This is a genomic window from Gimibacter soli (assembly GCF_028463845.1).
Taxonomy (GTDB): domain Bacteria; phylum Pseudomonadota; class Alphaproteobacteria; order Sphingomonadales; family Kordiimonadaceae; genus Gimibacter; species Gimibacter soli.
In genome coordinates this window covers 806,097-829,823 of sequence record NZ_CP116805.1, presented here as the reverse complement: position 1 = coordinate 829,823, position 23,727 = coordinate 806,097, and the positions used below count along the sequence as shown (strand labels likewise).

Sequence of the window (23,727 nt, the reverse complement as noted above, 5' to 3'; positions counted from 1 at the left end):
TCTTCAGGGCCTAGGCTCGCGCCCGACAAGATTTTCTGTTCTCCCCGCCGAGGTGCCCCCATGTCGCTTGCCGCCATCCAGACGCTCTATTCCGGCAACCCGCTCGACCGCGCGGACCAGCTGCGCGGTGACCCTGCGCTGATGAGTGACGGGCCGAAAGAGATCGGCAGCCGGTTCACCGTGATGGCGGGCGACCGTTTCCTCACCCTCGATGCCGGCGGCCTTGCCTGGCTCGATTATATCGGCATCGGGCTTTATCCGGCGGAAGAAACCCTGTTCCTCGGCATCGCCGAAGACGGCACCAAACGCTACGCCATCCTATGGCCGACCGAAGCGATGGACGCTGACCTGCCGCTCGCCGGCCTCAAGTTCCGCGACGTGCGCGGCATCGGCCTCAAGGCCGGCTGGCCGGACCCCGAGCTTGGCATCCTCGCGCAGGCCAAATCCATGCTCGACTGGCATCAGCGCCACCGCGCCTGCGCCCAGTGCGGCGCGCCCACCGATATGGTGAAGGCAGGTTACGAACGCCAGTGCCGCGGCTGCGGCGCCAGCCATTTTCCGCGCACCGACCCCGTCGTCATCATGCTGGCACTCCATGGCGGCAAGGCGCTTGTCGCCCGCAACGCCAAGATGCCGCCCGGTTTCTTCTCGGCGCTTGCGGGCTTCGTGGAGCCCGGCGAAACGATCGAAGAGGCCGTCGCCCGCGAACTGATGGAAGAAGCCGGCGTGAAAGCCACGTCCGTGCGCTATGTGGCGAGCCAGCCCTGGCCCTTCCCTTCAAGCCTGATGATCGGCTGCATCGCCGATGTGGCGGACGATAAAGTCACGCTCGATATGACGGAACTGGTGGAAGCACGCTGGGTGACGAAAGCCGAGGCCAAGGAAGGCCTCAAGGGCATGGACCCCACCTTCATGCTGCCCCCCACCATCGCCATCGCCCGCGACCTGATCACCGCGTGGGTGAAGGAAGGCTGAGGACCGGCCCTTCAGTCGTTGCCCGATTTCAGCTTGCCGAATGCCACCTTGGCCTGCCGGTAGCGGTAATACATGGCGAGGAAGACAGGCAAGATCACAAGGAAGAACGACATCAGGGCACCATTCGATCCCTTTGCGTTGCTTCCGGTCAACGCCAGACCCGCGCCGATTGCGAACAGAAGGAAGGCAAGCCCTGTGAGCGCGCCAACAAAGCCCGTCCATTCGGCCTGCACCTTCAGGTCTTCCTCCGTTTCCTTCAGGATTTCCGTTCGTGTGGCCGCATCAGCCAAGGCCTGCTGAAGTTCGAAATCCATTCTCAGCGCTACTTTGCGCCGGTAATTGAAGAGGTCGAAGAAAAGCCCGATCGTCAGATACCCGCCGATCAGGGCGCCGACGATTGCGAAAATCACCCATCCTTCAATGAATCGCTCGTATTCGATTGCCTCGACGATCCCCCCGACAACAAAAAAGAAGGCTACGAGCGTCAGGAGCGTACACCAGTAGAGTTCCTTGAACGTGGCCGGCCTTTCGGTTGCCCCAAGCTGGTCTTCCTTCGGCGTCGGATCGGGCTCAACCATCGTGGTGCCCGAGGGATTGATCAGAACGATCCGCACCTGCACAGGTTCAAACGGCAATTCGCCATGCTTGAAGGTTGCGTCTTCCCCGTCTTCAAGCCGCAGCACGGTGCCACCCGGGAAATGGCGAACGGGCGTTGCCATATGATAGTCGCCCAATGTGCGACCGTTTTTGTGGGGTTCCGGCAGGGGCACGCTTCCCCGATCGAACAGTATCCTGAGGACATAGTAGCTACCCGGCAGCCCGAGCCAGAGTGCCGCAAAAACCTCGAAGTCCCAGTATCCGCTGGTTGTACCAATCAGGCCTACAAAGAACCCCGCCCCAAGATAGCCCGCGATACGGATGATGATCCAGGCGCCCTGCTCTCCAAAAATGGACGCGAGGAAATAATATTGCCTGAGTGTGGCCAGAAATTCGTGATTCCGCTGCCAGTCGTTCGACATTCACGCCCCCAATTCACTTGTAACGAAAGTCGATTGGAAGCCAAGGGGTCAGATTCTGTCAATGATCATATAAAGTTGGATCTCTTTTTTCCCGGCGTGGCGACGGCTTCCCGACAGGGACAGGCAGTTCAGTCGTCGAACGCCACGAGGATCGGGCACGGGCCTTTGTCACTGCCCGAGCAAGCTGTGGCCAGCCGCTTCAGGCTGTCGCGCGCCCGCGCCAGTTCCGCAATCTGTTCGTCCAGCTTGGCCATTCGCGCCCTCGCCAGTTCCCGCGCCCGCTGGCGGTCCTCGCCAGCGTCGAGGTCGATCAGTTCCTTGATCTCCTCGAGCGTGAAGCCAGCCTTCTGCGCCTTGCGGATGAACCGCAGGCGGCGCACGTCCTCAGGGCCATAGCGGCGCATGCCACCAAAGCCTTCCGGCGTTTCCAGAAGGCCCTTGCGCTGGTAGAAGCGGATCGTTTCCACGCCCACGTCTGCCGTTTTCGCAAATTTTCCGATGGTCAAATTCATGCCTTGACTCCGTACCATAGTACGGATGTTACGCTCGTCCCGTATGAAGCTCAAGCCATCATAAGAAAGCCGAGATCATGACAGCGAAAACACAGAAACCAACAGCCACCCTTTACCGCATGGTGATGGACCATCATGTTTGCCCCTACGGCCTGAAAGCCCTACACCTGCTGAAAAGCCAAGGCTTCGAGGTCGATGACCGCTGGCTCACCACCCGCGACGCCACAGATGCCTTCAAGGCCGAACACGGCGTGCGGACCACGCCGCAAACCTTCATCGGTGGCCAGCGGATCGGCGGTTATGACGACCTGCGCCGCCATTTCGGCAAGCATGTCCCCGACCCGGACGCCAAAAGCTACACGCCCGTGATCGCGCTTTTCAGCATGACGGCACTGATGGCGCTGGCGGTCAGCCATATTGCCTTTGGCAACCCTTTCACCCTGCACGCGCTGGAATGGTTCATCGCGATCAGCATGATCATGCTCGCCATGCTGAAGCTGCAGAATGTGGAGACTTTCTCCAGCATGTTCCTGAATTATGACCTGCTGGCAAAGCGCTGGGTGCCCTATGCCTATATCTATCCGTTCGCAGAAGGGGCGGCGGGTGTCCTGATGCTGGCAGGTGTCCTGACATGGCTGTCGGTGCCGGTAGCGCTTTTCATCGGCACCATCGGGGCAGCTTCGGTGTTCAAGGCGGTCTATATCGACCGGCGGGACCTGAAATGTGCCTGCGTCGGCGGCTCGGGCAGTGTGCCGCTCGGCTTCATTTCGCTGACCGAAAACCTGATGATGGTCGCCATGGCCCTCTGGATGGGGGCCCGCTGGACGGGAATTGGCCTTCTCGCTGGCTGATCAGCCGGCAAAGGCATCCATCGCAGCCGCAAGTTCGATATCAAGGCGCGTGACGCCATCGGCGTCATGCGTCGTCAGTTTCACCTCGACCCGGTTATAGACATTGAACCATTCGGGATGGTGATCCATCACCTCCGCCTTCAAGGCGGCGCGGTTCATAAAACCCCAGGCCTCGCTGAAATCCTTGAACTTGAAGGTTTTGGAGATGGCCTTGGCGGGCGCGTCATAGGTCCAGCCGGAAAGGCCCTCGAGCGCTTCCTTGCGGGCGGCATCGGGCAGAAGGGTCGGGCGGGTCATGGCGCTTCTCCTTTGAGCAGGCTTTCGACAAAGTCGGGAACAATTTCGCCCGCCTTGCCGTGGCGACGTTCAGCGAAGTAACTGACCCCCGCCGAAGGTTCAAGATTGATTTCAACCGTATGGGCATAACCCGCACGGCGCACCTCGGCCACGAAGCCGGCAGCAGGATAGACATTGCCGCTGGTGCCGATGGAGACAAACAGGTCACAGTCGCCAAGGGCTGCGTAGATCCGGTCCAGATGATAGGGCATTTCCCCGAACCAGACGATATCAGGGCGCATGCCGGGTGCCGCGCCACACGCAGGGCAGCGCGTGGCCTGGGTGCAGTCATCCCGCCAGCCATGCACGGTGCCGCAAGGGACGCAGCGAACTTTCAACAGCTCGCCGTGCATATGGATCACGTCCCGCGCACCGCCGCGCTCCAACAGGTCATCCACATTCTGGGTCACGAGGGTGACCTGCCCGTCAAATGCCTGCTGCAACCGGCCAAGCGCCCTATGCGCCGCATTCGGCTGCACGTCCGCGAGCTTCGCCCGGCGTTCGTTATAGAAGCGCTGTACCAGATCGGGGTTGCGGGCATAGGCCTCGGGCGTTGCCACGTCCTCGACCCGGTGACTGTCCCAGAGCCCGCCATTGTCGCGGAAGGTGGAAAGGCCCGATTCAGCGCTGAGCCCGGCCCCCGAAAGCACCACGATATGGCCGTAGCGTGGCACGCTCATTCGCCCTCGTCTTCATCGTCATAATCGTGGCCAAACCGTTCCTCGACAGCATAGAAGCCGCCTTCGCTGGTCCGCCGGCTGGAGAAAAGCACGAACTGCGAGACAAGCTCGGTATCGGACCTGAGGAGCTCGTTGTTCGAAAGCCATTCGGCCACACGGGCATGGCTGCCCTTGCCGAAACGCGCGATGGTGGCGTGCGGCTTGTAGCGACGCTGGTCGACCGTCACGCCGATCCGCTCCAGCGCGTGGGCGATCTTTTCATGCAGATGGATGATTGGTGCCGGGTCACGCACCCCCGCCCACAGGGCCTTCGGCTGGTTGGGCTTGCCAAACACGCCAACGCCTTCGAAGGCAAGCTCGAAAGGCGTGAAGCTGATGCCACTCAGCGTATCGATAATCTCGCGGTATACATGGCCTTCCACCTCGCCGATGAAGGCAAGCGTCATGTGGAACTGATCGTCCCGCTGCCAGTGCGCGCCCTCCACCCCGCCGCGGGCAATCTGCAGGGCGGGTCGCAGGCGCGCCGGGATTTCAAGGCCGACAAACAGGCGGATCATGGCGCCTCCGTCAGCAGCTTGAGGACCTCGGGGCCGATTTTCGAAACAATGATCGCTACGCCTTCCTCGTTGGGGTGCATGCCATCCGACTGGTTGAGCGTGGGGTCCGCCGCCACGCCGTCGAGGAAGAAGGGATAGAGCGTCACGCCGTCCTGCTCCGCCAGCGTCGGATAGATCGGGTTGAAGACGGCGGCATAATCAGGCCCGAGGTTCGGCGGGGCCAGCATGCCGGCGAGCAGGATGGGGATTTCCTTCTCCTTGAAGGCGGCGACCATGGCCGTCAGGTTTTCCCGCGTGATCGTCGGCGTCACACCGCGCAGGCCGTCGTTGGCGCCAAGCTCGAGGATCACCAGATCCGGCTTGCCGCCCGGCACCCCCGCGAGCGCCCATTCAAGCCGCGACCGACCGCCCGAGCTTGTGTCGCCCGACACACCGGCATTGATCACTTTCGCCTCGGGCAGGCCGTTCTCGCGCAGCCATACCTGCAGCCGATCCGTGAAGCCCTGCCCCGCCGGCAGGCCATAACCCGCAGTCAGGCTGTCGCCGAACGCCATGATTTTTGGACCCTCCGCATCGGCGCGAACCGCAGAAACCGGCGCGACACACAGAAATGTCATCACGAGAAAACAAAAAAATCGGGGAAGTCGATTGACCGGCAACGGCGTCACTCCTAGCCTTTTTATAGGGGACGAACCGATCCGGGGGCGGTTCGTTTCCGTAAAGGTGGCAGCGAGGAAAGAAAATGACAATGGCTGATAGAACCCCAATCATTCAACTCTCTGGCGTGAGCCTGACGCTCGAATCCGGCGCAGGTCCCGTCAATATTTTGAAAAATATATCCTTTTCCATTTCGCGCGGCGAAACGGTCGGGATCATCGGGCCTTCGGGCTCGGGCAAATCATCGCTCATGAGCCTGATGACAGGGCTTGAGCAGGCATCGGACGGCGACGTCGATGTCGACGGCCTTGCCTTCTCGGGCGCGGACGAAGACGAGCTTGCCCGGCACCGACTCGCCCGTGTCGGCATCGTGATGCAGGCGTTTCACCTGATCCCGACGATGACAGCGCTTGAGAATGTGGCGGTGCCGCTGGAACTTGCCGGCGTCAACGACGCGTTCGACCGCGCCGCGAAGGAGCTGGACGCGGTTGGCCTCGGCCACCGGATGGACCATTATCCGGCCCAGCTTTCAGGGGGCGAGCAACAGCGCGTGGCGCTCGCCCGCGCCCTTGTCAGCGAACCGCCGATCCTTTTCGGTGACGAACCGACCGGCAACCTCGATAGCGCCACCGGCCGCACCATCATCGACCTGCTCTTCGATCTCGCCAAGCGGCGGGGTACGACACTGGTGCTCGTCACTCACGATGCCAAGCTCGCCGACCGCTGCGACCGTGTCATCTCGATGCGTGACGGCAAGATTGTCGACGATACCGGCAACACGGCAACCGTCGGCGAGACCGACTCCAGCGATCTCAAGCTCGGGAAATCCAAATGATCTCGCGACATACCGGGCTGCCGGTTTCGCTCCGCTTCGCACTGCGCGAACTTCGGGGCGGCGTGCGCGGATTCCGCATCTTTGCGGCCTGCCTCACCCTTGGGGTCGCGGTGATTGCCGCTGTCGGCTCGCTGACCAAAGCCATCGAGGACGGCATGGCCCGCGAGGGCCAGACGATCCTTGGGGGTGACCTTGAGGTCCGCATTTTCCAACAGGAGGCGAGCCCCGAATTCATCAACTGGGCAGGCACCCAGGGCTCGCTCAGCCGGTCCGCGCGGCTGCGCACCATGGCGCGGTCTGAAGCGGGCGAGGCAACGCTTATCGAGCTTCGCGCGGTCGATACGCTTTATCCGCTCTACGGGCGGCTGGAGACGACCCCGCAGCTGGAAACGCCGACCATCACCGAACGCCACGGCGATGTCTGGGGTATTGCGGTCGATCCGCTGGTGGCCGACCGGCTGGGCGTGAAGCTCGGCGACCGGCTGCGGATCGGCAACCTGACCGCCGACATCCGCGCCATGATCACCCGCGAGCCCGATAAAGCAAACCTCGGTTTCCAGCTGGGGCCGAGCGTGATCATCTCGCATGAGGCGCTGATGTCTTCGGGCCTCGTGGTACCGGGCAGCCTGATCGATCACTTTTACAAGCTGCGGGTCGCCCCCGCGACCGACCTGAAGGCGCTTCGGGACGAGATCAAGGACGAGTTCGAAACTGACGGCTGGCGGATCATTGACCGGACGACGAGTGCCCCGGGCCTCCGGCGCTTTGTCGACCAGATGGGTATGTTCCTGACCCTTGTCGGCCTTTCGGCGCTCGTCGTCGGCGGTGTCGGCGTCGGCAATGCGGTCAAGGGCTATATGGACCAGAAAACCCGCACCATCGCCACCTTCAAGATCCTCGGTGCCGAAGGCGGGCTCATTTTCGCGACCTATCTGTGGCAGATCATGCTGATTGCCGCCGGTGCCATCGCCATCGGCCTGGTGGTCGGCGCGATGCTGCCGGGTGTCCTTGCGAACTTCCTGCCCGAAAGCCTGCCGGTGAAGCCGGATGCAGGCGTGTTTGCGGCACCGCTGCTGACAGCCGGGCTTTACGGCTTCCTGATCACGGCAGCTTTCACCGCATGGCCGCTCGGTCAGGCGCGGGACCTGCCGGCGGTGCGCCTGTTCCGGGCCCTTGTGGCACCGGACCGCAAACGGCCAAGGCTCGTTTATGTCCTGATGATCGCACTTGCCGGCGTTGGCATCGCGGCCCTTGCCGTCGGTTTCGCCGGCAACAAGACAATGGCAGCCGGCTTTGCCGCGGCCTGCCTTGTCGCGTTCGCCCTGCTCCTTGGCCTTGCCAAACTGGTTGAAAAACTCGCTGCCAACAGCCCGCGTCCGCGCAAGGCCCTGCTGCGGCTGGCGATTGCCAACCTGCACCGGCCGGGTGCGGCCACGAGCGCCGTGATCCTGTCGATGGGGCTTGGGCTCACCCTCTTCGCGAGCCTTTCGCTCATCGAAGGCAACCTGACGAAACAGCTGCAGGATGAAGTGCCGTCCGAAGCCCCGGCCTTCTTCATGCTGGATATCCAGAGCCACGAGCGCGACGCGTTCGAAGCGGCGGCGAAGGGTGTGCCGGGTGTCGAGGACGTGATGCTGGTGCCGAACCTGCGCGGCAAGGTGGTTTCCCTGAACGGCGTACCGGCGGAAGAAGCGGTCATCGATCCCGAGTTCAAATGGATCCTGCGCGGCGACCGCGGCCTTTCCTACGGCGACAGCCTGCCGGATACCTCCACGCTTGTCGAAGGCGACTGGTGGCCGGATGGATATTCGGGCGAGCCGGAAGTGAGCCTCGGGCGCGAGGAAGCCATCGGGCTTGGCCTCAAGATCGGCGATACGATCACGATCAATATCATGGGCCGGGACATCACGGCGAAGGTCCGTTCGCTGCGCCAGATCGACTGGGGCACCTTCGGGTTCAACTTCGTGATCCTGTTTGACCCCTATACGCTGAAAGCCGCGCCCCATACCTATATGGCAACGCTGAAGGCGGCGACCGACGCCGAGGAACTGGCCCACCGCACCCTCACCCGCGCCTATCCGGGCGTCACCGCGATCCGCATGAAAGAGGTGCTCGGCACCGTCAATGCCATGCTGAAGGATATCGGGCTCGCCATCCGGGTAACTGCAGTGGTCGCCATCGTGGCGGGTATCCTGGTGCTGGCCGGTGCCATCGCAGCCGGGTTCCGGCAGCGGGTCTATGAAAGCGTGATCCTGAAGATGGTGGGGGCTGTCCGCCGGCAGGTGCTGATGGCCTATCTGATGGAATATCTGCTTCTTGGCCTTCTCACCGCCACCATCGCGCTAGGGCTTGGCAGCATCGCCGGCTGGCTGGTTGTCACCAGTGTCTGGGACATGAAGTTCCAGCTGCTGTGGACGCCTGTCCTTGGCACGCTCGCGGCGGGCCTAGTGGTGACCATCGGGCTCGGCCTTATCTCCAGCTCGCGGGCGCTTGCGGTGCCGCCAAACCGGGTACTGCGCGACGAATAGAGGGAAAATCGGTATGAAGTGTGTCCGGTTTCCCTTGCAGGGGGGCCGGACCCACCCCATATTACCGTCAAACGGTCCTTGAATATTTGGGGAGCAAAAATGAACAACCGTTACGACACTGTCTATCAGACCGGCGCCCGCACGGGCGCAGCCGAGTTTGATGCCGGCCTTCGCGCCTACATGCTGAAGGTCTATAACTATATGGCCTCCGGCGTTCTTCTGACCGGTATCGTCGCCATGCTCGTCAGCCAGTCCGAAACGCTGCTGACGGCCATCTTCGGCGGCCCGCAGGCCTATATCGTGATGTTCGCACCGCTCGTCTTCGTGATGGTGCTGTCCTTCGGCGTGAACCGCCTGTCGGCCAGCGCCCTGCAGATGCTCTTCTGGGCTTATGCGGGTGTGATGGGTCTGTCCCTGTCGACGATCTTCCTTGCCTACACGGGCGAGAGCATCGCGCGCACCTTCTTCATCACCGCCGTCGCCTTCGGTGGTCTCAGCCTTTATGGCTACACCACCAAGAAGTCGCTGTCGGGCATGGGCACGTTCCTGATCATGGGCCTGATCGGCCTGATCGTGGCGAGCCTCGTGAACCTCTTCATGCAATCCACGATGATGGACTTCATCATCTCGGTTGCCGGTGTGCTGATCTTCGCGGGCCTCACCGCCTACGATACCCAGCGCATCAAGAACAGCTATTTCGAGCTCGCCGGCCACGGCGAACTGCAGGCCAAAGGCGCTATCATGGGTGCCCTCAGCCTCTATCTCGACTTCATCAACATGTTCCTGATGCTGCTGCGCTTCGTTGGCACCAGCCGCGAATAGGAACAGCGGACAGAAGACTACGCGAAAGCCCGGCTCCGGCCGGGCTTTTTGTTTGTGGCAGCCCTCGTGCGCAACGCCCCTTTCCAACCCCGATCACATGCGATAATCTCCGCGGAAACCGGGGGAGACAACGATGTCAAAACAACGCCTGATGAGCCTTGATGTGTTGCGGGGCCTCACCGTCATCGGCATGGTGCTGGTGAACAGCGCGGCGGTCGGCGCCGGGGCCTTTCCCGCCTTCCCGATCCTCCTGCATGCCGACTGGGTTGGTCTCACGCTTGCGGACTTCGTTTTCCCCGCCTTCATCCTGATGGTCGGCGCCTCGATCCCCTTCGCGCTGTCGTCGGCGAAAAGCGAGGGGCTGACCGGCGAACTGGCCTTACGCCTTTTGAAGCGCGGGGCGCTGCTTTTTCTGATCGGGCTTCTGCTTACCATCAGCTTCGTCGGCCTGCCGGATGACCTGCGCATCATGGGCGTGCTGCAGCGGATCGGCATCACGTTCGTGCTGGCGGCCATCCTTTTCATCAAGCTGAGCCCCCGTCAGATCGCAGCAACCGCTACCGGGTTGCTCGTCGCCTACTGGGGCCTGTGCCTCATGCCGGTGCCGGATGCGGGCGCGGCGAACCTCCATGTGCCCGGCCAGGATTTTTCAAGCTATCTGGACCGCCTGATCCTTGGCGCCCATGTCTATGCCAAGACGGCCCCGCTGCCCTATGACCCCGAAGGCCTGATGGGCACACTGCCGACGCTCGCGCAGGCGCTGATCGGCGTGCTCGCCGGGCTCTATGTGAAAACGGGCGAGGCGGACGCGCAGCGTGTGGCACGGCTGGCACTCGCGGGCACTGCCCTTCTCGTCCTCGGCATCGCCTGGTCCTTCGCCTTCCCCATCGTGAAATCGATCTGGAGCTCGAGCTTCGTCGCCGTCACCTCCGGCGCCACGCTGATCGTATTCGCGGTGCTTCTGTGGGCGCTGGACATGAAAAGCTGGCGGCCCGCCATCATCGCCTTCCCGCATGCTTACGGCATCAATGCGATCACCGCCTATGTGCTGCACACCTATCTGATGGGGCCGGTGTTGGCGAGCGGCGCTGCCAAGGCGCTTTATGACCTCGGCACCACAATCCTGCCCGACCGCACGGCCTCGCTTCTTCCCTATGCACTCGTGATCGTGCTGACATGGGCGCCGGTGGCCGTGATGCGGCGGCAGGGCTGGATATTGAAGGTCTAGGCCGACAGGACCCTGAAAATAGCGCCCGTCAATTTCGACAGGTCATCGGCACCGATGGTGAGCGCGGGGGTCAGATAGACGATATTGCCGAAGGGCCTGATCCACACGCCTTCTGCCACGAACTTCGGCTTCAGGGCTTCAAGGTTGCGGCCAGCTTCCAGTTCCACCACGCCGATGGCGCCCATCACGCGCACATCCTTGACGCCCGGGAGGGTATGGCAAGGTTCAAGCTCGGCCTTCAGCTGCGCTTCAATGGCCTTCGCCTGAGACAGACGGTCATGCTGCTCAAAGAGGTCGAGGCTGGCGTTCGCCGCCGCGCAGGCTGCCGCATGCGCCATATAGGTGGGGCCGTGCATCAGCGCGTGGCTGCCCTCGTCCGAATGGAAGGCCTCATACACGCGCGCCGTGGCGATGGTGGCCGATAGCGGGCAGACACCCCCGGTCAGCGCTTTCGACAGTGTGACGATTTCGGGCACGATCCCGGCGGCTTCGCACGCGAACATCGCGCCCGTACGTCCGAAGCCTGTGAAAATCTCGTCGAGGATCAGGAGAACCCCCGCCGCATCGCAGGCCTCGCGCAGCCAGCGCAGCGTCTCGCCACCATGGAAGATCATGCCGCCCGCGCCCTGAACGAGCGGCTCGGTGATGACCGCCGCGACCTGATGCGCTTCCGCCTTCAGCCAGTCGGCAAAACGCTCGGCCTCTGCTGCCGTGCGCGGCAGGTCAGCGATCAGATGGTTCGCCAGCATCCCGGCGAACTTGGCATGCATGCCTTCGGTCGGATCGCACACCGCCATCGTCGCGAAGGTGTCGCCGTGATAGCCCTTGCGGAAATGCACGAATTTCGGCCGGCGTTCGCCGCGATTGAGGTGATACTGCAGCGCCATTTTCATGGCGACCTCGACGCTCACCGAGCCCGATTCCGCGAAGAAGACCTTGCTCAGATCGCCGGGCAAAAGATTGGCGAGCCGCGTGGCAAGCTTGGCGGCAGGCGCGTGTACTAGCCCGCCGAACATCACGTGCGGCATCACATCATACTGGGCCTTCACGGCCTCGATGATGTGGGGATGGTTATAGCCGTGGGCGGCGGTCCACCAGCTGGCGATGCCGTCCACAAGGGTGCGGCCGTCAGCGAGCGTCAGCGTCACGCCGTTGGTGGCAGCTACCGCGAGCGGCGGCACCGCCGTTTTCATCTGGGTATAGGGCAGCCACAGGTGCGGGCGGCCCTCATCATACCAGCCGGGGTTTGCCATTTCAGGCGGGCTGCAGGCCGAGCTTGTCGAAAAGCTTGCGGTCGCGGCTGTTTTCCGGGTTCGCCGTGGTCAGGAGCTGCTCCCCGTAGAAGATCGAGCTGGCACCGGCGAGGAAACACAGGGCCTGCGTTTCTTCGCTCATGGTCTGGCGACCGGCCGACAGGCGAACTTCCGATTTCGGCATCACGATCCGGGCAACCGCGATGGTGCGCACGAACTCGAACGGATCAAGCGCTTCAACATGTTCGAGCGGCGTGCCGGGCACGGCGACGAGCATGTTGATCGGCACGCTTTCGGGATGCTTCGGCAGGTTCGCGAGCGTCTTCAGCATACCGGCACGGTCGCGGATGCTTTCGCCCATGCCGACGATGCCGCCCGAGCACACATTGATGCCGGCGTTGCGCACGCGTTCGAGCGTATCAAGGCGGTCCTGATAGGTGCGGGTCGTGATGATCTCGCCGTAGAATTCCTCGGACGTATCCACATTGTGGTTATAGTAATCGAGGCCTGCGGTTTTGAGCGCACCAACCTGATGGTCATCAAGCATGCCAAGCGTCATGCAGGTTTCCATGCCAAGGTCTTTCACGCCTTCGACCATAGCGACAAGCGTATCCATGTCACGGTCTTTGGGGCTGGTCCAGGCCGCACCCATGCAATAGCGCGAGGCACCGTTTTCCTTGGCCTTTTTGGCCGCCGCAATCACGCGCTCGACTTCCAGAAGTTTGGAGGCCGAAAGGCCAGTTGTTTTCGAATGCTTGGCCGACTGCGAGCAATAGCCGCAATCCTCGGCGCAGCCGCCCGTCTTGATCGAGATCAGCTGCGAAAGCTGCACCTTGTTCGGATCGTGATACAGCCGGTGCACCGTTTGCGCCTGAAACATCAGTTCCATGAAGGGCAGCGCGAACAGGGCTTCGATCTCCTCGACCTTCCAGTCGTGGCGAACGGGCGCGATTGCAGGATCGATGGGGGTGGGTGCATTCATCTCGTGTCTCCGACAGGCCGGCAACTCGGGGCACCCTTGCCCCTCGGCCAGCGCATAGTCAAGTGAAAAGGGGGTGCTTGACGGCTCGGAGACAAGCGCCTAAGCCGGTGCGCATGACCCACAAGCCCACATCCAGCCTCGATGCTTTCGCGAACGCCAAGCTGAAGGCCCTTGAAGCCACGAACCGCCGCCGCGAACTGACAAGCGCGGCCCGCGGCCCCGCCATGGCGCTGACTGCCGGCGGGCGCGACATGATCAGCTTCACGGATAACGATTATCTGGGCCTTTCAACGCATCCGGCTGTGGTGGCCGCTGCCGTCGAAGCCACGCAGCGCTACGGCGCAGGCTCCGGCGCCAGCCGGCTCGTCACTGGCAACCATCCGCTTTATGCCGAACTCGAAGCCAAGATTGCTGACTTCAAGGGCATGGAAGCCGCCATCGTTTTCGGCTCCGGCTATCTCGCCAACAGCGGCATCATCCCGGCGCTCGTGGGCAAATCTGACGTCATCCTCGCGGACGAACTGATCCATACCTCGATCCATGCGGGGCTGAAGCTTTCGGGCGCCACTGTCCGCTTCTTCCGCCACAATGACGTGGCCCACGCCGCGGAAATCCTTGACGCCGAGCGCAGCCGGTTCGACCGCGCCCTGATGGTGGTAGACGGCGTTTACTCGATGGACGGCGATATCGCCCCCCTCAAGGCGCTCGGCGAGCTTTGCGCCAGCCATGATGTGTGGCTGATGAGCGACGACGCCCACGGGCTTGGCACTATCGGCGCTGGCCGTGGTGCCGTGGCGGCGATGGGCGCTGAAGGCCTTGTGCACCTACAGATGGGTACGCTTTCCAAAGCCATCGGCGGCTATGGCGGCTATCTGGCCGCGAGCCGCGTGGTTATCGACCTGATGAAGACCCGTGCCCGCTCGCTGGTTTACACCACCGGCCTGCCGCCCGGTACGGTCGCCGCCGCGCTGAAGGCACTGGAGCTGATCGAAGCGGACGCCGAGATGGTCGCCCGCCCCGTGATGCTGGCCCGTCGCTTCACCGAAGCACTCGGCTTGCCCGCACCCGAAACGCCCATCGTGCCGCTGGTCATCGGCGCCGAGGCGGATGCCATGGCAGCGTCTGCAGCCCTTGCCGAGGCCGGCTACAAGGTCACGGCCTTCCGCCCGCCGACCGTGCCAGAGGGCACCTCGCGGCTGCGCTTCTGCTTCTCGGCAAGCCATAGGGACGAGGACGTGACGGGGCTGATCGCCGCCGTTCGCGCGCTTGGGCTCTCCGCGCTCACAAAGGCCGCCGAATGAGCGCCTTTTTCATCACGTCCACAGGCACGGAGATCGGCAAGACGCTGGTGACCGCAGCGATTTGCCATCAGCTTGGCGCTGCGGGTGAAAAGGTCCGTGCCCTGAAGCCCATCATCAGCGGCATCACGGATGATGACTGGGCCACAAGCGACAGCGGCATCATCGCTGATGCGCTCGGCCTGCCCGCCAGCCTTGATACCCTGAATGCGCTGTCGCCCTTCCGCTACAAAGCGCCGCTCGCGCCCACGATGGCCGCAGCAGCCGAGGGCCGCACGCTTGATTATGGCGACCTCCTGAAGGTGTGCAGCGGCTTCCTCGCGCTGGATGGCATCCGGCTCATCGAAGGCGTCGGCGGGGCCTTCGTACCGCTTTCCGGTCGCACCCTTGTCGCTGACTGGATCGCTGACCTGAAACTGCCGAGCCTGATGGTCACCGGCAGCTATCTCGGCACCCTGTCGCACTCGATCGCCACGCTTGAGGCCATGGCAACCCGCGGCCTTGCGGTAAAAGCCATCGTGATGAGCGAAAGTGCGGGTGAAGGCCATCCGGACCTTTACGAAAGCGCCGAAGCGCTTTCGAAGCTTGTGCGCCTGCCGGTGATGGCCCTGCCGCGCCTCAAGGGCGACAAGCCCTGGACGCACGCGCCGGACCTGACCCATCTCCTCAGCTGAGGGACGGTCCCCGGCTACAAGGCAAGCTTTGCCCCGCCATCCTTGCCGCCCGCCCGGCAGATTTTGACAATCCGGTTTGTACCGACCCGCGAACGATCCAGCGTTTCTGCCGTGTGCCAAGTTGGCACGCCTGTTGCTCCTCTATCGGCACGATCCAACCGCCCATGAGGAGACGCACGATGCAACAGCCCCTGCCTTTCGACCCGAACATCTATTACGGCATCGTGGCTGAAAACCTCCTCAAGAACTTCGGCAGCCATGCCTTCTTCATGTCCGATCAGGCCCTGCAGAAGATGAAGGCGCTGGGCGACGACGAAGGTTTCGATATCTGGCTTTCGATCCACGAGCATCTGAATGCCAAGGCCACCGAAGCCATCGTCGGCGAAGAAGCCGTCCTGCACTAGGCTTCGCGTTTTCCGATCAACCCGTTTGGACAGGGGCGTCACTCAGCACCCGAACCCGCATGACCCTGTCCTTGAGGCCGGCACGACCCATGCCGGCCTCTTCCTTTTCTGGCGTGCATAAACGCCCTTCATCTCCGCTTCATCTGTCCGCGCCTATTAATCCCCTGTTGACCTTTCGGGGTCTAAGCTGAAGGGACGAGGACGATTGGACCAGATAAAGATAATGCACGGACTTGATACGCGAGGATTGAAGTGCCCGATGCCGGTACTGCGGCTGCGGCGCGCGCTTGACGACCTGAAGCCCGGCGACAGGCTCCACCTGACCGCTTCCGATCCGGCGACGGCGAACGACATCCCGGCTTTTTGCACCATCGCCGGCCATCGGCTACTGATGGCCGAGGTGAAGGACGGCATCTACCATTTCGATATTGAAAAGGGCGCGGGCGAAAGCGCCGGCTAGCGCCGCCCGACAAGCGCGGCGACCCACCCTGCCATCAGGGCGATCAGCACAGCGGTAAGCCCGTAAAAGAAAGGCCATTCGTGCGCGAAGCTATAAACCGCGCGTTCGAAGCCTTCCTTGTCGACCGTCATGTCGATGCGGTTGCGGGCTTGCAGTTGCCCGTCCTGAAAGACAAAGGCATCCACCTGATACTGGCCAACGGGCGCATTGGCAGGCAGGCGCACATTGGTGCGAAACAGCCCTTCGCCGATGATCTTCACGGCGTCCAGTTCTTCCCTCAGGAGCCCGTCCTCAGCCCGCAGGCGCTTCAGGGCGCTCATGAAATCAGGTGCCATTTCAGCCTTCCCCGGACCGCCCTTGTAGGCGAGCCGCAGGTTTGAAAAACCGATGCCGGAGGCCGTGAACAGGTCAGGGGTGGCGATGTCCGCCAAGTGCCGGTTGGCCGCCACGGCATAATAGCCGGGGGCAGACGGCAGGGTCAGCGAGGCATGGTTCACCCATATGCCGGCAACCCGATCCTTGCGGCGGAGCTTGGTGGGGGCTTCGGGCCCGCGCACCACAACGACGATATCGATGCCGGAGGTATCCGAGCCGAGCACCGTGGAGCCGACAGCGCCAAAGAGGATGAGATCGGCGCCGTTGAAGCTGTAGCGGATTTCGATCCGCCGCTCCGAAATATCGGTCACCAGCGCGGATGCCGGCGCGCTGAAAGCGAGAAGGGCGAGGAGCGTGAGCCAGCGTTTCATGGCCGCTCCTCCGCACCGTCCATATCGCTGATGCTGTAAAGCTCATCGGGTTCGATCACCAGATCGACCGCCATGCGCAGGCCCACGAGCAGCACGATAAGCGCCAGCAGCGCCCGCATCTGTTCGGGCTTCAGCCGCATGCCGACCTTGGCGCCGATCTGCGCCCCTGTCACCGCACCGATCAGCAGGAGGATGGCAAGCGGGATATCCACCGTTTGCGTATTCACCGAATGGAAGATGGTGGTCAGCGCTGTCACGAAAATGATCTGGAAAAGCGAGGTGCCGATCACCACGCCCGTCGGCATGCCAAGGAGATAGATCATCGCCGGCACCATGATGAAGCCGCCGCCCACCCCCATGATCGAGGACAGGATACCGACCAGAAAGCCGATCCCGATCGGCAGAAGGGCCGAGATATAAAGCCGCGATTTCTTGAACCGCATCTTCCACGGCAGTTTGTGGATCCAGGCCTTGTGGCGTTCCTCGCGCGGCTTCATCGGGGGCGGGGTGCCGGCCCGCGCGCGCAGGATCGCCCGCACGCTTTCCACAAACATCAGCCCGCCAACCGCGCCAAGGAACAGGACATAGGCAAGCGAGATCATCAGGTCCACTTGCCCGGCCGCGCGCAAAAGCTTGAAGAGGAAAGCGCCGACAAAGGCGCCGACCGCGCCACCGGCCGTCAGCACCAGCCCCATCTTGAGGTCAACCCCGCCGCGCCGCCAGTGCGCCATCGCACCCGACACGCTCGCCGCCGTTAACTGGTTCGCACCTGTTGCCACCGCCACGGTTGGCGGCACGCCGGCGAACATCAGCAATGGGGTCATCAGGAAGCCGCCACCGACCCCGAACATGCCCGACAGAAAGCCGACAGCACCCCCCATGGAAACCACGAGGAAGATGTTCATCGAAAGCTCGGCGATGGGCAGATAAAGCGGCATCGGGGACCCTGCGCGTAGCGACCGGATCGCGGCCGCCGGGTAGAACGGGATCGTCCTTCTGTCCTACCGAAAAAACCGCGCGGATGCAAACGGTTGCGGGCCGCCCGGCCAGCTTTTCGCACATCCTGCGGCCTCCATGCCACGCTCCGGGGCCTGCTTCGTTTCCAGCTACTCGCCAAGAACGTGCCTCGACATACAATCAGAAGGCATGTTATGCCGGACCCTACTCAAACGGGCTTGCTTATGTCTCTGTCCTCAACCGACGCCAATACCTGCAGTTCAGCCCTCCATCGGGCAGCCACGATCAGTGATCCGGAAGCCCTGACAACCCTGCTTCGGGAATTTCACGTCGTCGAATCAGATGATGTCGGTGCACGGGTGACGGTTGGACCTCCCTACCCGAACTGGAGTGCAAGGTATCAGGGAGAGGAGAACGTCGGCGAGATCGCACGCCAGCTCGTCGCCCGCTTCTGCACGCCCGAAGCCCCGCTAGAGGTAGTTGTATGTGCAGTGGGGGTCGCAATTCGGCTGTATGAAGCCGACTGGTCAGCCCCACTTATTGCTCGACTTCGAATTCTGCATACCTCGAAACTCGACCTGCAACTCCAATATGAGTTGGCTTGGCAACTCCGGGTCATGCGATTGTGGCGGCCACTTGAACAAACTGCGTGCCGCATGCTGGCCAGTCCAGACCGCCAGCTATTGCTGCCCCACCAGGTTTCCACCGTCGCCGACTTTGCCTTGCTCGCCCGTTATCGGCGCCTGTTGCCCTATATTACAGGTCACGGCAGGCCCAGTCGCCCTGCCTTGCGTCGCAGAGCCCGGGAAAGCCTTGCCACACTGCAGGCATGGATCCAAGGCCGGATACAACGCATTGCCACCAACACCACAATCCCGCTTCACCGTGCGATCGCCGCGCAGTCAGCCGGGGACCTGATCGCTGCCGAAGCAGCCTTTGCCGATGCTGCCTCTTCACAAGGGTGTTGCATCGGCATCTTCCAGCCGCACCGGATGCTGGTTGCCCCGACCACCCTGGCGGCCGCTGCCCTGCCGGACGATTTGTGGCTGGCCTGCGAAACGCCCCCGGTCCGGGCGATACCCGAACAAGACGCAGTACTGGTTTCCACAGACGAGAAATATTTCAGGCGGTACGGAGAAACCTTTCTTGCCTCGGCAGAAAGGGTTCTGGGCCGGACCTGCCTTCACCTTCATTGTGTTGGCTTTCGGCCGGATGAAAAGCTGCTGGCACAACATGCAGGGATGGAGATCAGGATCACCGTCGATCCGGTGGACATGTCCGGCTGGCAGCGCGACGCCCGCACCGGGTATTTCGCCGGGGCCCGCTATCTGTTCCTGCACCGGTATCTGGATCATTACGCCCGCATCGCGGTAGCAGATATCGATGGACAGTTGATGCAAGCGCCTTGCTTCTCCGCTCCGGAGGAAGCCGATGTGCAGCTGGTGGCCGGGGTTCTGGGCAAGGCCCGGCGCCCGATGCGGCTACCATGGGAGGCGATCTCCGCAGGCAATTTCAGCGTCAATGCCACGGCAGCAGGCCGGGACTTTGCGCGTTTTACCGCGCAAGCACTATATTTCCACATGCGGCGATCGCTGGCTGACCCGGAACGCTTCTGCTTCTTCTTCGCCGACCAGGTCGCATTATGGCAAGCTTGGCGCAGCGCCAGTCCCGACACGCGCTTCGCACCAGTCGTACCTTTTTTCACCCAGCAGAAAGACTGGGCCTGGGGCAAGAACAAACACTAAGACACGCGTTTTCCGCAGCCCACGTTGATGCGCAGAAAATGCAGGAAACAGCGATCAACGACTGAGCGGCTGCGGTGGCCCCAACACAGCAGCCATCCGGGCCTTGGCTGCATCCCCCAGTATCTGGTTACGGGCGAGATACCACTGCAAACCGTTGCCCTGGCTATCCTTCACGCTTGTATCTGCGCCCGCCCCGACAAGAAGACGAATGACCTCTTCTCCCGCGTTTTCTGCGGCATACATCAAGGCCGAACGGTGATCCTGCCTGAGGGCGTTGCAGCGGTCGGTGCTCTTCGTGCGCGCGTTGATATCGGCGTCCGCCGCGATCAGATAGCGCACTGAAACCGCATCGTCTGCCTGCGCGGCATACATCAGCGGTGTTTTGCCGAAATGATTGGTCGGTGCCTTGAAATCACCCCCCTCGCGGGCGATCAGATCCATCAACACGACGTCGCCGAGACTCGCGAGCACAATTTCCGATGGCAAGGGCAGCAGCTCGGTCGGCTCGGGTTCGTTGCGGCGACGTGCGTTCTCCTGTGCGGACAGGAGCCACCTTTGGCGCATTGCCTTCACCAGCACCTCGATTTCCTTTACATCCTGCCTTGTGTAAAGCGCTGCCGCAATCGCCGCAGGTGAACTGGAGCCACCTCGTTCCGTCCGGTAATAGTGATTGAAGGCACGTGCGATTGCGGCCGGACTGTCGTCGTCCCGCACGCCCTGCGCCGGAATGGCCTTGTTGCCGAGCAACTTGTAGTCAGCGCCGTCAATCCTTGCGGGATTATAGATCAGGCTGTCGATGATCAGCCTGTAGGCCTCTGCCGCGTGGCCTTCTGCCCCCTCCGCGAGAGCTGGGAAATGCTGCCTGTAGTATGCTGCCAGCTGCGCGATGAATTCGGCGCTGGCATCTTTCAGCCTCAGATATACCTGCCAGCTTTGCGGGTCCGATGCACCCCATGTCATCAGCAGCATCTGGCGCACGTCAGGCCGAAGGCTTTCCACCTTGTCATTCTCTCGTTCATGTTCTGCCTGCATCGCCTGCGGCCGGTGAAACGCCATCAGGAAAGGATGCTCCAGCGGCTGCGCCGTCCAGCCCATCGACCCCTGACATGCACTGCCGCTTCCCGCCGCATACATGCGACTGAGGATATGGTAGAAGGCCGACTGCTCCTTGAACGCAGCGAGGCTTTCATAGGTCGGCAGCACCTGAACCCTGCAGGCAAGCATCGGCCCATCGGCACCGTTCAACCGATGAAGTTCGGAGAGATTGTAACGGTGACTGAAGCCCATGTAAGGCGCGCTCATAGTGTATAAGACGCCATTATCATTGATCAGCACAGCACGTTCGGCCCCGCGCAGGCTCAGCAGATTCTGGACAAATTCGCGCTTTTCTTTAGGTGGATATATTTCAAGCCCGTTGGCCCAAACACCCTGACGCTCGATTTCAGCCTTTTCCTCGGGCCTCAGGCCCGTTCCCCTGCCGCGATAGGTTTTCCTCACCCGGTCCCGGAACTTGTAATGAAGCGTTCCCCGCTCCTCAGCTGTCGCCCAGAATGTGGGCCAGTCCTCGAACAGCAGAAAATTGGCTCCGCGAAGCCGCCAGCCATAGGATTCACCCTGCATATGGATGATTTCCATGTCACCATCGCCGTCAAAGTCGATCGGGAATGTCCGTGAAACACCATACAGCGTACTCCGAACATTCTCTTTCCGGGCATCCGGCACAGAGGTGACACTGGCGTCACCGAATATCTGGCGTGGATCGAAGTCCCATTCTTCAGCGAGCCCCGGCCCGGCATGGACCGTCTGCCAGGAGCGAACGAACGCCTGGCAAACCGGTAGTTCCTCGCCGACAAGAAGGGACGGTGCCGAGGGTTCAACGCCCGGCAGCTGGTGCGTCGGCATCGACGCGCAGCCGGCAACAAGCGCCAGCAATACAAGGGAGATAGGCGGAATGCGCATGGGAAAGCTCCAACGCAAAATGCGATCAATGCTTGTATTATGGCTACCTGAAAGGGCGGATTCATGTCAATGAATGGGAAGATTTAAGGCATTTTCACAGCCCTATGGTTCAAACTGTCGCCTTATCTTGACTCCCGACCCGTAAAGACCAACCCTGACCCGCAATCAGGCAACAGCGACAAAACGGACTATGAGAAAAGAATCGACGATCTTCGCTGTGTTCCTGCTTTTGTTTGCTGCCTCTGCCGCGAGGGCTGAAATCGTCCGGATTCTCGATTATCACGAGCAGCCGCCCTTCAATGTCTTGCAGGACCTGCCGGGGCTTCCGGGCCTCACTGCCGACGTAACAACGATGCTTCAGGCCGCAGAAAACGACGGCCTGAGCTACGAAGCTGTTGTCCTTTCGCGGGTACGGCTGAATCGCAATCTCGAAAGCTGGATATCCGGAAATTGCCCGGCTGAAGGCGTCTCATGTGAAGATGGCTGGATCGTCCTCTGGGCCACACCTGCATGGGGATGGGGTGAGGATGCCGACACCCGGTTCCGGTGGGTGGATCTGTATCCCGATGCCAACATTCTTCTGGCGAAGCCGGGGATCATGGTCGATCCATCGCGGCCTTCCAGTTTCACGGGGCTGACAATTGCGGCTACCCGCGGGCACCGCCTGCCACCACCGCTGGATCGTATGGTGACAGAAGGCCTCGTTGCCCGGCAGGACGGCGAGGGCACACATGCCCTGCTGAAACGCGTACTTTCCGACCGGGCGGAATTTACCTACATCATGCGTTCAACCATCAGCTTTGCTCGTCGGCACCGGGCGGATATCGCCACCGAACTGCAATATGTGCAGGAAGTCACCACCCCGCTTTCCAGCTATATGCTGCAAGCCATGATCCCGCCCACGCGGCCCGACCTTGAGGCGCGCCTCAGGACACTCACGGAAAGCCCGGAATGGTCAAAGCTGCTCCAGCGCTATGGTGTCGATGCGACCGCAAATCACCCGGTCAGTCATTCGCCGCAGCGCGCAGGCGAACGATAAGTCCATCATCGTTGCCGATGTAAAGGCATCCGTCAGGTCCTTCGACCACGAAGCGTACGCGCCATCCCTGATCTGCCAGCAAACGCTCCTCGTGGATCACGCGGCCATCTTCGACGACAAGGCGGTTGAGGTGGGTCTGCGCCAGTGCCCCGACGAACAGGCTGCCCTGCCAACCCGGGAAGCTGGCCCCGGTGTAGAATGTGGCACCGCTCGGCGCGATTGAGGGCCGCCAATAATATAGCGGTTGTTCCATCCCTTCCTTGTGGGTGATGCCATCACCGATGGGACCACCGCCATATTCCTCGCCATATGTGATAACGGGCCATCCATAATTGCGGCCGGGCTTGATGACATTCACCTCGTCACCACCCTGTGGACCATGCTCAACCGTCCACAAGGCGCCCGTCGCCGGCTGAAGCGTCATGGATTGGGGATTGCGCAGCCCGTAGGCCCAGATTTCCGGGCGAGCATCGGGCTTGCCCACGAAAGGATTGTCGGTTGGCACCTTGCCGTCATCATGAAGCCGGATGATCTTGCCCGCATGGGTCGACAGGTCTTGTGACAGCGCCTTGAACTCGTAACCGTCCCCCGTGGTCAGGAACATATAGCCACCCTGCAGCACCAGCCGCCCGCCGAAGTGCCACTTCCCCGCCAGACGAGGCCCGGTTTCAAATAGTTGCTGCAAGTGGACAAGCTTGTCGTTTTCCAGTTCAGCACGCGTAATGGCAAGGCCGCTTGCCTCGATGCTGCCCACCGCATGCACCAGATATATCTGCCGGTTGGTGGCAAAATCGGGATGCGGCACAATGTCAAAAAGCCCGGCACTGATGGAACCATCGCGAAGCATGTCCGGCAGCCCTTCAACGGGCTCCCGTGTGCCACTCGTCAGGTCAAGAATACTGAGCCGTCCGACCTCGCGCTCGCCAATCAGGGCGCGGCCATCGGGCAGGAAAGCGAAGCTCCAGGGGACCTCGAGCCCCTCTGCGACGGTTTCCAGTTTGAAAGTTGCCGCCTCGCTGACGATCGGTTCGGAATCCGCCGCCCAAGCCGCCTCTGCTGGCGCAGCAAACCACACCAACGCCGCAAGCACACCACTGAAAGCCCTTGTTTTCACCGATCCGTGCATAAATGCCCCCTTTGCCACAGGCAGGACGCTCGCACGGCGGCGCAAAGGAGACGACAGTTTGGCGACAGACCGCTGCAGTCGCGC

The 23,727-nt window shown here is 62.0% G+C and carries 24 protein-coding genes; 12 read left to right on the top strand and 12 right to left on the bottom strand.

What is annotated here, in order from left to right; genetic code table 11:
* Window positions 1-60: 60 nt before the first annotated feature.
* Window positions 61-975 (top strand): NAD(+) diphosphatase, encoded by a 915-nt coding sequence (gene nudC / locus PH603_RS03970; protein ID WP_289504647.1) that lies wholly within the window; start codon window positions 61-63, stop codon window positions 973-975.
* A gap of 11 nt (window positions 976-986) precedes the next feature.
* Here the strand turns inward: nudC and PH603_RS03965 are convergent, their stop codons facing one another.
* Together PH603_RS03965 and PH603_RS03960 are read right to left on the bottom strand one after the other, a co-directional pair.
* Window positions 987-1,994 carry a hypothetical protein gene (locus PH603_RS03965; RefSeq protein ID WP_289504646.1) on the bottom strand — a complete coding sequence of 336 codons (1,008 nt, stop codon included), beginning with the start codon at window positions 1,992-1,994 and terminating at the stop codon, window positions 987-989.
* A 128-nt stretch (window positions 1,995-2,122) separates the two neighbouring features.
* Window positions 2,123-2,524, bottom strand: coding sequence for a MerR family transcriptional regulator (locus PH603_RS03960; protein WP_353507364.1), 402 nt, complete (start codon window positions 2,522-2,524; stop codon window positions 2,123-2,125).
* Between the two features lie 59 nt (window positions 2,525-2,583).
* On the opposite strand from PH603_RS03960, the gene PH603_RS03955 reads away from it, so the two are divergent.
* Window positions 2,584-3,357: a glutaredoxin family protein gene (locus PH603_RS03955; protein ID WP_289504643.1), complete on the top strand. Its 774-nt coding sequence runs from the start codon at window positions 2,584-2,586 to the stop codon at window positions 3,355-3,357.
* Here the strand turns inward: PH603_RS03955 and PH603_RS03950 are convergent, their stop codons facing one another.
* The 4 genes from PH603_RS03950 to PH603_RS03935 are packed head-to-tail and all read right to left on the bottom strand — an operon-like array spanning window position 3,358 to window position 5,547.
* Window positions 3,358-3,654, bottom strand: a complete 297-nt coding sequence (locus PH603_RS03950) for a 4a-hydroxytetrahydrobiopterin dehydratase (protein ID WP_289504642.1) — start codon at window positions 3,652-3,654, stop codon at window positions 3,358-3,360.
* Window positions 3,651-4,373, bottom strand: coding sequence for a Sir2 family NAD+-dependent deacetylase (gene cobB / locus PH603_RS03945; RefSeq protein ID WP_289504640.1), 723 nt, complete (start codon window positions 4,371-4,373; stop codon window positions 3,651-3,653). The genes PH603_RS03950 and cobB overlap by 4 nt, the downstream gene beginning before the upstream one ends.
* Window positions 4,370-4,930 carry an RNA 2',3'-cyclic phosphodiesterase gene (gene thpR / locus PH603_RS03940; protein ID WP_289504639.1) on the bottom strand — a complete coding sequence of 187 codons (561 nt, stop codon included), beginning with the start codon at window positions 4,928-4,930 and terminating at the stop codon, window positions 4,370-4,372. Before thpR ends, cobB begins: the two co-directional genes overlap by 4 nt.
* Window positions 4,927-5,547 (bottom strand): arylesterase, encoded by a 621-nt coding sequence (locus tag PH603_RS03935; RefSeq protein ID WP_434783316.1) that lies wholly within the window; start codon window positions 5,545-5,547, stop codon window positions 4,927-4,929. Before PH603_RS03935 ends, thpR begins: the two co-directional genes overlap by 4 nt.
* 131 nt (window positions 5,548-5,678) lie before the next feature.
* On the opposite strand from PH603_RS03935, the gene PH603_RS03930 reads away from it, so the two are divergent.
* The 4 genes from PH603_RS03930 to PH603_RS03915 all read left to right on the top strand — a co-directional run bounded on the left by PH603_RS03930 (window position 5,679) and on the right by PH603_RS03915 (window position 11,000).
* Window positions 5,679-6,422: an ABC transporter ATP-binding protein gene (locus tag PH603_RS03930; RefSeq protein WP_289504637.1), complete on the top strand. Its 744-nt coding sequence runs from the start codon at window positions 5,679-5,681 to the stop codon at window positions 6,420-6,422.
* On the top strand, window positions 6,419-8,950 hold the full coding sequence (locus PH603_RS03925) for an ABC transporter permease (RefSeq protein ID WP_289504636.1): 2,532 nt from the start codon (window positions 6,419-6,421) through the stop codon (window positions 8,948-8,950). Before PH603_RS03930 ends, PH603_RS03925 begins: the two co-directional genes overlap by 4 nt.
* Window positions 8,951-9,049: 99 nt before the next feature.
* Complete coding sequence (locus PH603_RS03920) at window positions 9,050-9,772, top strand: Bax inhibitor-1/YccA family protein (RefSeq protein WP_289504635.1); 723 nt, start codon at window positions 9,050-9,052, stop codon at window positions 9,770-9,772.
* Window positions 9,773-9,905: 133 nt separating this feature from the next.
* Entirely contained in the window at window positions 9,906-11,000 is a 1,095-nt protein-coding gene (locus PH603_RS03915) for an acyltransferase family protein (RefSeq protein ID WP_289504634.1), read from the top strand.
* On the opposite strand, the gene PH603_RS03910 is transcribed toward PH603_RS03915, so the two are convergent.
* Together PH603_RS03910 and bioB are read right to left on the bottom strand one after the other, a co-directional pair.
* A complete protein-coding gene (locus PH603_RS03910; protein ID WP_289504633.1) occupies window positions 10,997-12,253 on the bottom strand; it encodes an adenosylmethionine--8-amino-7-oxononanoate transaminase in 1,257 nt (418 codons plus the stop codon). The genes PH603_RS03915 and PH603_RS03910 overlap by 4 nt on opposite strands.
* A 1-nt stretch (window position 12,254) precedes the next feature.
* Entirely contained in the window at window positions 12,255-13,235 is a 981-nt protein-coding gene (bioB, locus tag PH603_RS03905; RefSeq protein WP_353507363.1) for a biotin synthase BioB, read from the bottom strand.
* A 113-nt stretch (window positions 13,236-13,348) separates the two neighbouring features.
* Between bioB and PH603_RS03900 the strand changes: the two genes are divergently transcribed.
* The 4 genes from PH603_RS03900 (at window position 13,349) to PH603_RS03885 (ending at window position 16,071) form a co-directional block, all read left to right on the top strand.
* Complete coding sequence (locus tag PH603_RS03900; protein WP_289504632.1) at window positions 13,349-14,536, top strand: aminotransferase class I/II-fold pyridoxal phosphate-dependent enzyme; 1,188 nt, start codon at window positions 13,349-13,351, stop codon at window positions 14,534-14,536.
* On the top strand, window positions 14,533-15,207 hold the full coding sequence (gene bioD, locus PH603_RS03895) for a dethiobiotin synthase (RefSeq protein WP_289504631.1): 675 nt from the start codon (window positions 14,533-14,535) through the stop codon (window positions 15,205-15,207). The genes PH603_RS03900 and bioD overlap by 4 nt, the downstream gene beginning before the upstream one ends.
* A gap of 179 nt (window positions 15,208-15,386) precedes the next feature.
* A complete protein-coding gene (locus tag PH603_RS03890; protein WP_289504630.1) occupies window positions 15,387-15,611 on the top strand; it encodes a hypothetical protein in 225 nt (74 codons plus the stop codon).
* 223 nt (window positions 15,612-15,834) lie between these two features.
* Window positions 15,835-16,071, top strand: a complete 237-nt coding sequence (locus tag PH603_RS03885) for a sulfurtransferase TusA family protein (RefSeq protein ID WP_289504629.1) — start codon at window positions 15,835-15,837, stop codon at window positions 16,069-16,071.
* Here PH603_RS03885 and PH603_RS03880 read toward each other — a convergent pair.
* Window positions 16,068-16,817, bottom strand: coding sequence for a TIGR02186 family protein (locus PH603_RS03880; RefSeq protein ID WP_289504628.1), 750 nt, complete (start codon window positions 16,815-16,817; stop codon window positions 16,068-16,070). The two genes, PH603_RS03885 and PH603_RS03880, sit on opposite strands and share 4 nt — an antisense overlap.
* On the bottom strand, window positions 16,814-17,755 hold the full coding sequence (locus PH603_RS03875; protein WP_289504627.1) for a sulfite exporter TauE/SafE family protein: 942 nt from the start codon (window positions 17,753-17,755) through the stop codon (window positions 16,814-16,816). Before PH603_RS03875 ends, PH603_RS03880 begins: the two co-directional genes overlap by 4 nt.
* Window positions 17,756-17,968: 213 nt before the next feature.
* Here PH603_RS03875 and PH603_RS03870 point away from each other — a divergent pair, with 213 nt between their 5' ends.
* Window positions 17,969-19,519: a hypothetical protein gene (locus PH603_RS03870; RefSeq protein ID WP_289504626.1), complete on the top strand. Its 1,551-nt coding sequence runs from the start codon at window positions 17,969-17,971 to the stop codon at window positions 19,517-19,519.
* A gap of 54 nt (window positions 19,520-19,573) precedes the next feature.
* On the opposite strand, the gene PH603_RS03865 is transcribed toward PH603_RS03870, so the two are convergent.
* A complete protein-coding gene (locus PH603_RS03865) occupies window positions 19,574-21,478 on the bottom strand; it encodes an ankyrin repeat domain-containing protein (RefSeq protein WP_289504625.1) in 1,905 nt (634 codons plus the stop codon).
* 190 nt (window positions 21,479-21,668) lie between these two features.
* On the opposite strand from PH603_RS03865, the gene PH603_RS03860 reads away from it, so the two are divergent.
* Entirely contained in the window at window positions 21,669-22,517 is an 849-nt protein-coding gene (locus PH603_RS03860; protein ID WP_289504624.1) for a hypothetical protein, read from the top strand.
* On the opposite strand, the gene PH603_RS03855 is transcribed toward PH603_RS03860, so the two are convergent.
* Window positions 22,483-23,643 (bottom strand): PQQ-dependent sugar dehydrogenase, encoded by a 1,161-nt coding sequence (locus PH603_RS03855; protein WP_289504623.1) that lies wholly within the window; start codon window positions 23,641-23,643, stop codon window positions 22,483-22,485. The two genes, PH603_RS03860 and PH603_RS03855, sit on opposite strands and share 35 nt — an antisense overlap.
* Between the last annotated feature and the right edge of the window lie 84 nt (window positions 23,644-23,727).

Coding starts and splice junctions, on each gene's coding strand:
- PH603_RS03955 (WP_289504643.1), top strand. CDS start 2,584: ATGACAGCGAAAACACAGAAACCAACAGCCACCCTTTACCGCATGGTG.
- PH603_RS03925 (WP_289504636.1), top strand. CDS start 6,419: ATGATCTCGCGACATACCGGGCTGCCGGTTTCGCTCCGCTTCGCACTG.
- PH603_RS03875 (WP_289504627.1), bottom strand. CDS start 17,755: ATGCCGCTTTATCTGCCCATCGCCGAGCTTTCGATGAACATCTTCCTC.
- PH603_RS03950 (WP_289504642.1), bottom strand. CDS start 3,654: ATGACCCGCCCGACCCTTCTGCCCGATGCCGCCCGCAAGGAAGCGCTC.
- PH603_RS03865 (WP_289504625.1), bottom strand. CDS start 21,478: ATGCGCATTCCGCCTATCTCCCTTGTATTGCTGGCGCTTGTTGCCGGC.
- PH603_RS03965 (WP_289504646.1), bottom strand. CDS start 1,994: ATGTCGAACGACTGGCAGCGGAATCACGAATTTCTGGCCACACTCAGG.
- thpR (WP_289504639.1), bottom strand. CDS start 4,930: ATGATCCGCCTGTTTGTCGGCCTTGAAATCCCGGCGCGCCTGCGACCC.
- nudC (WP_289504647.1), top strand. CDS start 61: ATGTCGCTTGCCGCCATCCAGACGCTCTATTCCGGCAACCCGCTCGAC.
- PH603_RS03885 (WP_289504629.1), top strand. CDS start 15,835: ATGCACGGACTTGATACGCGAGGATTGAAGTGCCCGATGCCGGTACTG.
- PH603_RS03960 (WP_353507364.1), bottom strand. CDS start 2,524: ATGGTACGGAGTCAAGGCATGAATTTGACCATCGGAAAATTTGCGAAA.
- PH603_RS03880 (WP_289504628.1), bottom strand. CDS start 16,817: ATGAAACGCTGGCTCACGCTCCTCGCCCTTCTCGCTTTCAGCGCGCCG.
- PH603_RS03920 (WP_289504635.1), top strand. CDS start 9,050: ATGAACAACCGTTACGACACTGTCTATCAGACCGGCGCCCGCACGGGC.
- PH603_RS03900 (WP_289504632.1), top strand. CDS start 13,349: ATGACCCACAAGCCCACATCCAGCCTCGATGCTTTCGCGAACGCCAAG.
- PH603_RS03935 (WP_434783316.1), bottom strand. CDS start 5,547: ATGACATTTCTGTGTGTCGCGCCGGTTTCTGCGGTTCGCGCCGATGCG.
- PH603_RS03930 (WP_289504637.1), top strand. CDS start 5,679: ATGGCTGATAGAACCCCAATCATTCAACTCTCTGGCGTGAGCCTGACG.
- PH603_RS03870 (WP_289504626.1), top strand. CDS start 17,969: ATGCCGGACCCTACTCAAACGGGCTTGCTTATGTCTCTGTCCTCAACC.
- cobB (WP_289504640.1), bottom strand. CDS start 4,373: ATGAGCGTGCCACGCTACGGCCATATCGTGGTGCTTTCGGGGGCCGGG.
- PH603_RS03890 (WP_289504630.1), top strand. CDS start 15,387: ATGCAACAGCCCCTGCCTTTCGACCCGAACATCTATTACGGCATCGTG.
- PH603_RS03860 (WP_289504624.1), top strand. CDS start 21,669: ATGAGAAAAGAATCGACGATCTTCGCTGTGTTCCTGCTTTTGTTTGCT.
- PH603_RS03915 (WP_289504634.1), top strand. CDS start 9,906: ATGTCAAAACAACGCCTGATGAGCCTTGATGTGTTGCGGGGCCTCACC.
- PH603_RS03910 (WP_289504633.1), bottom strand. CDS start 12,253: ATGGCAAACCCCGGCTGGTATGATGAGGGCCGCCCGCACCTGTGGCTG.
- bioD (WP_289504631.1), top strand. CDS start 14,533: ATGAGCGCCTTTTTCATCACGTCCACAGGCACGGAGATCGGCAAGACG.
- bioB (WP_353507363.1), bottom strand. CDS start 13,235: ATGAATGCACCCACCCCCATCGATCCTGCAATCGCGCCCGTTCGCCAC.
- PH603_RS03855 (WP_289504623.1), bottom strand. CDS start 23,643: ATGCACGGATCGGTGAAAACAAGGGCTTTCAGTGGTGTGCTTGCGGCG.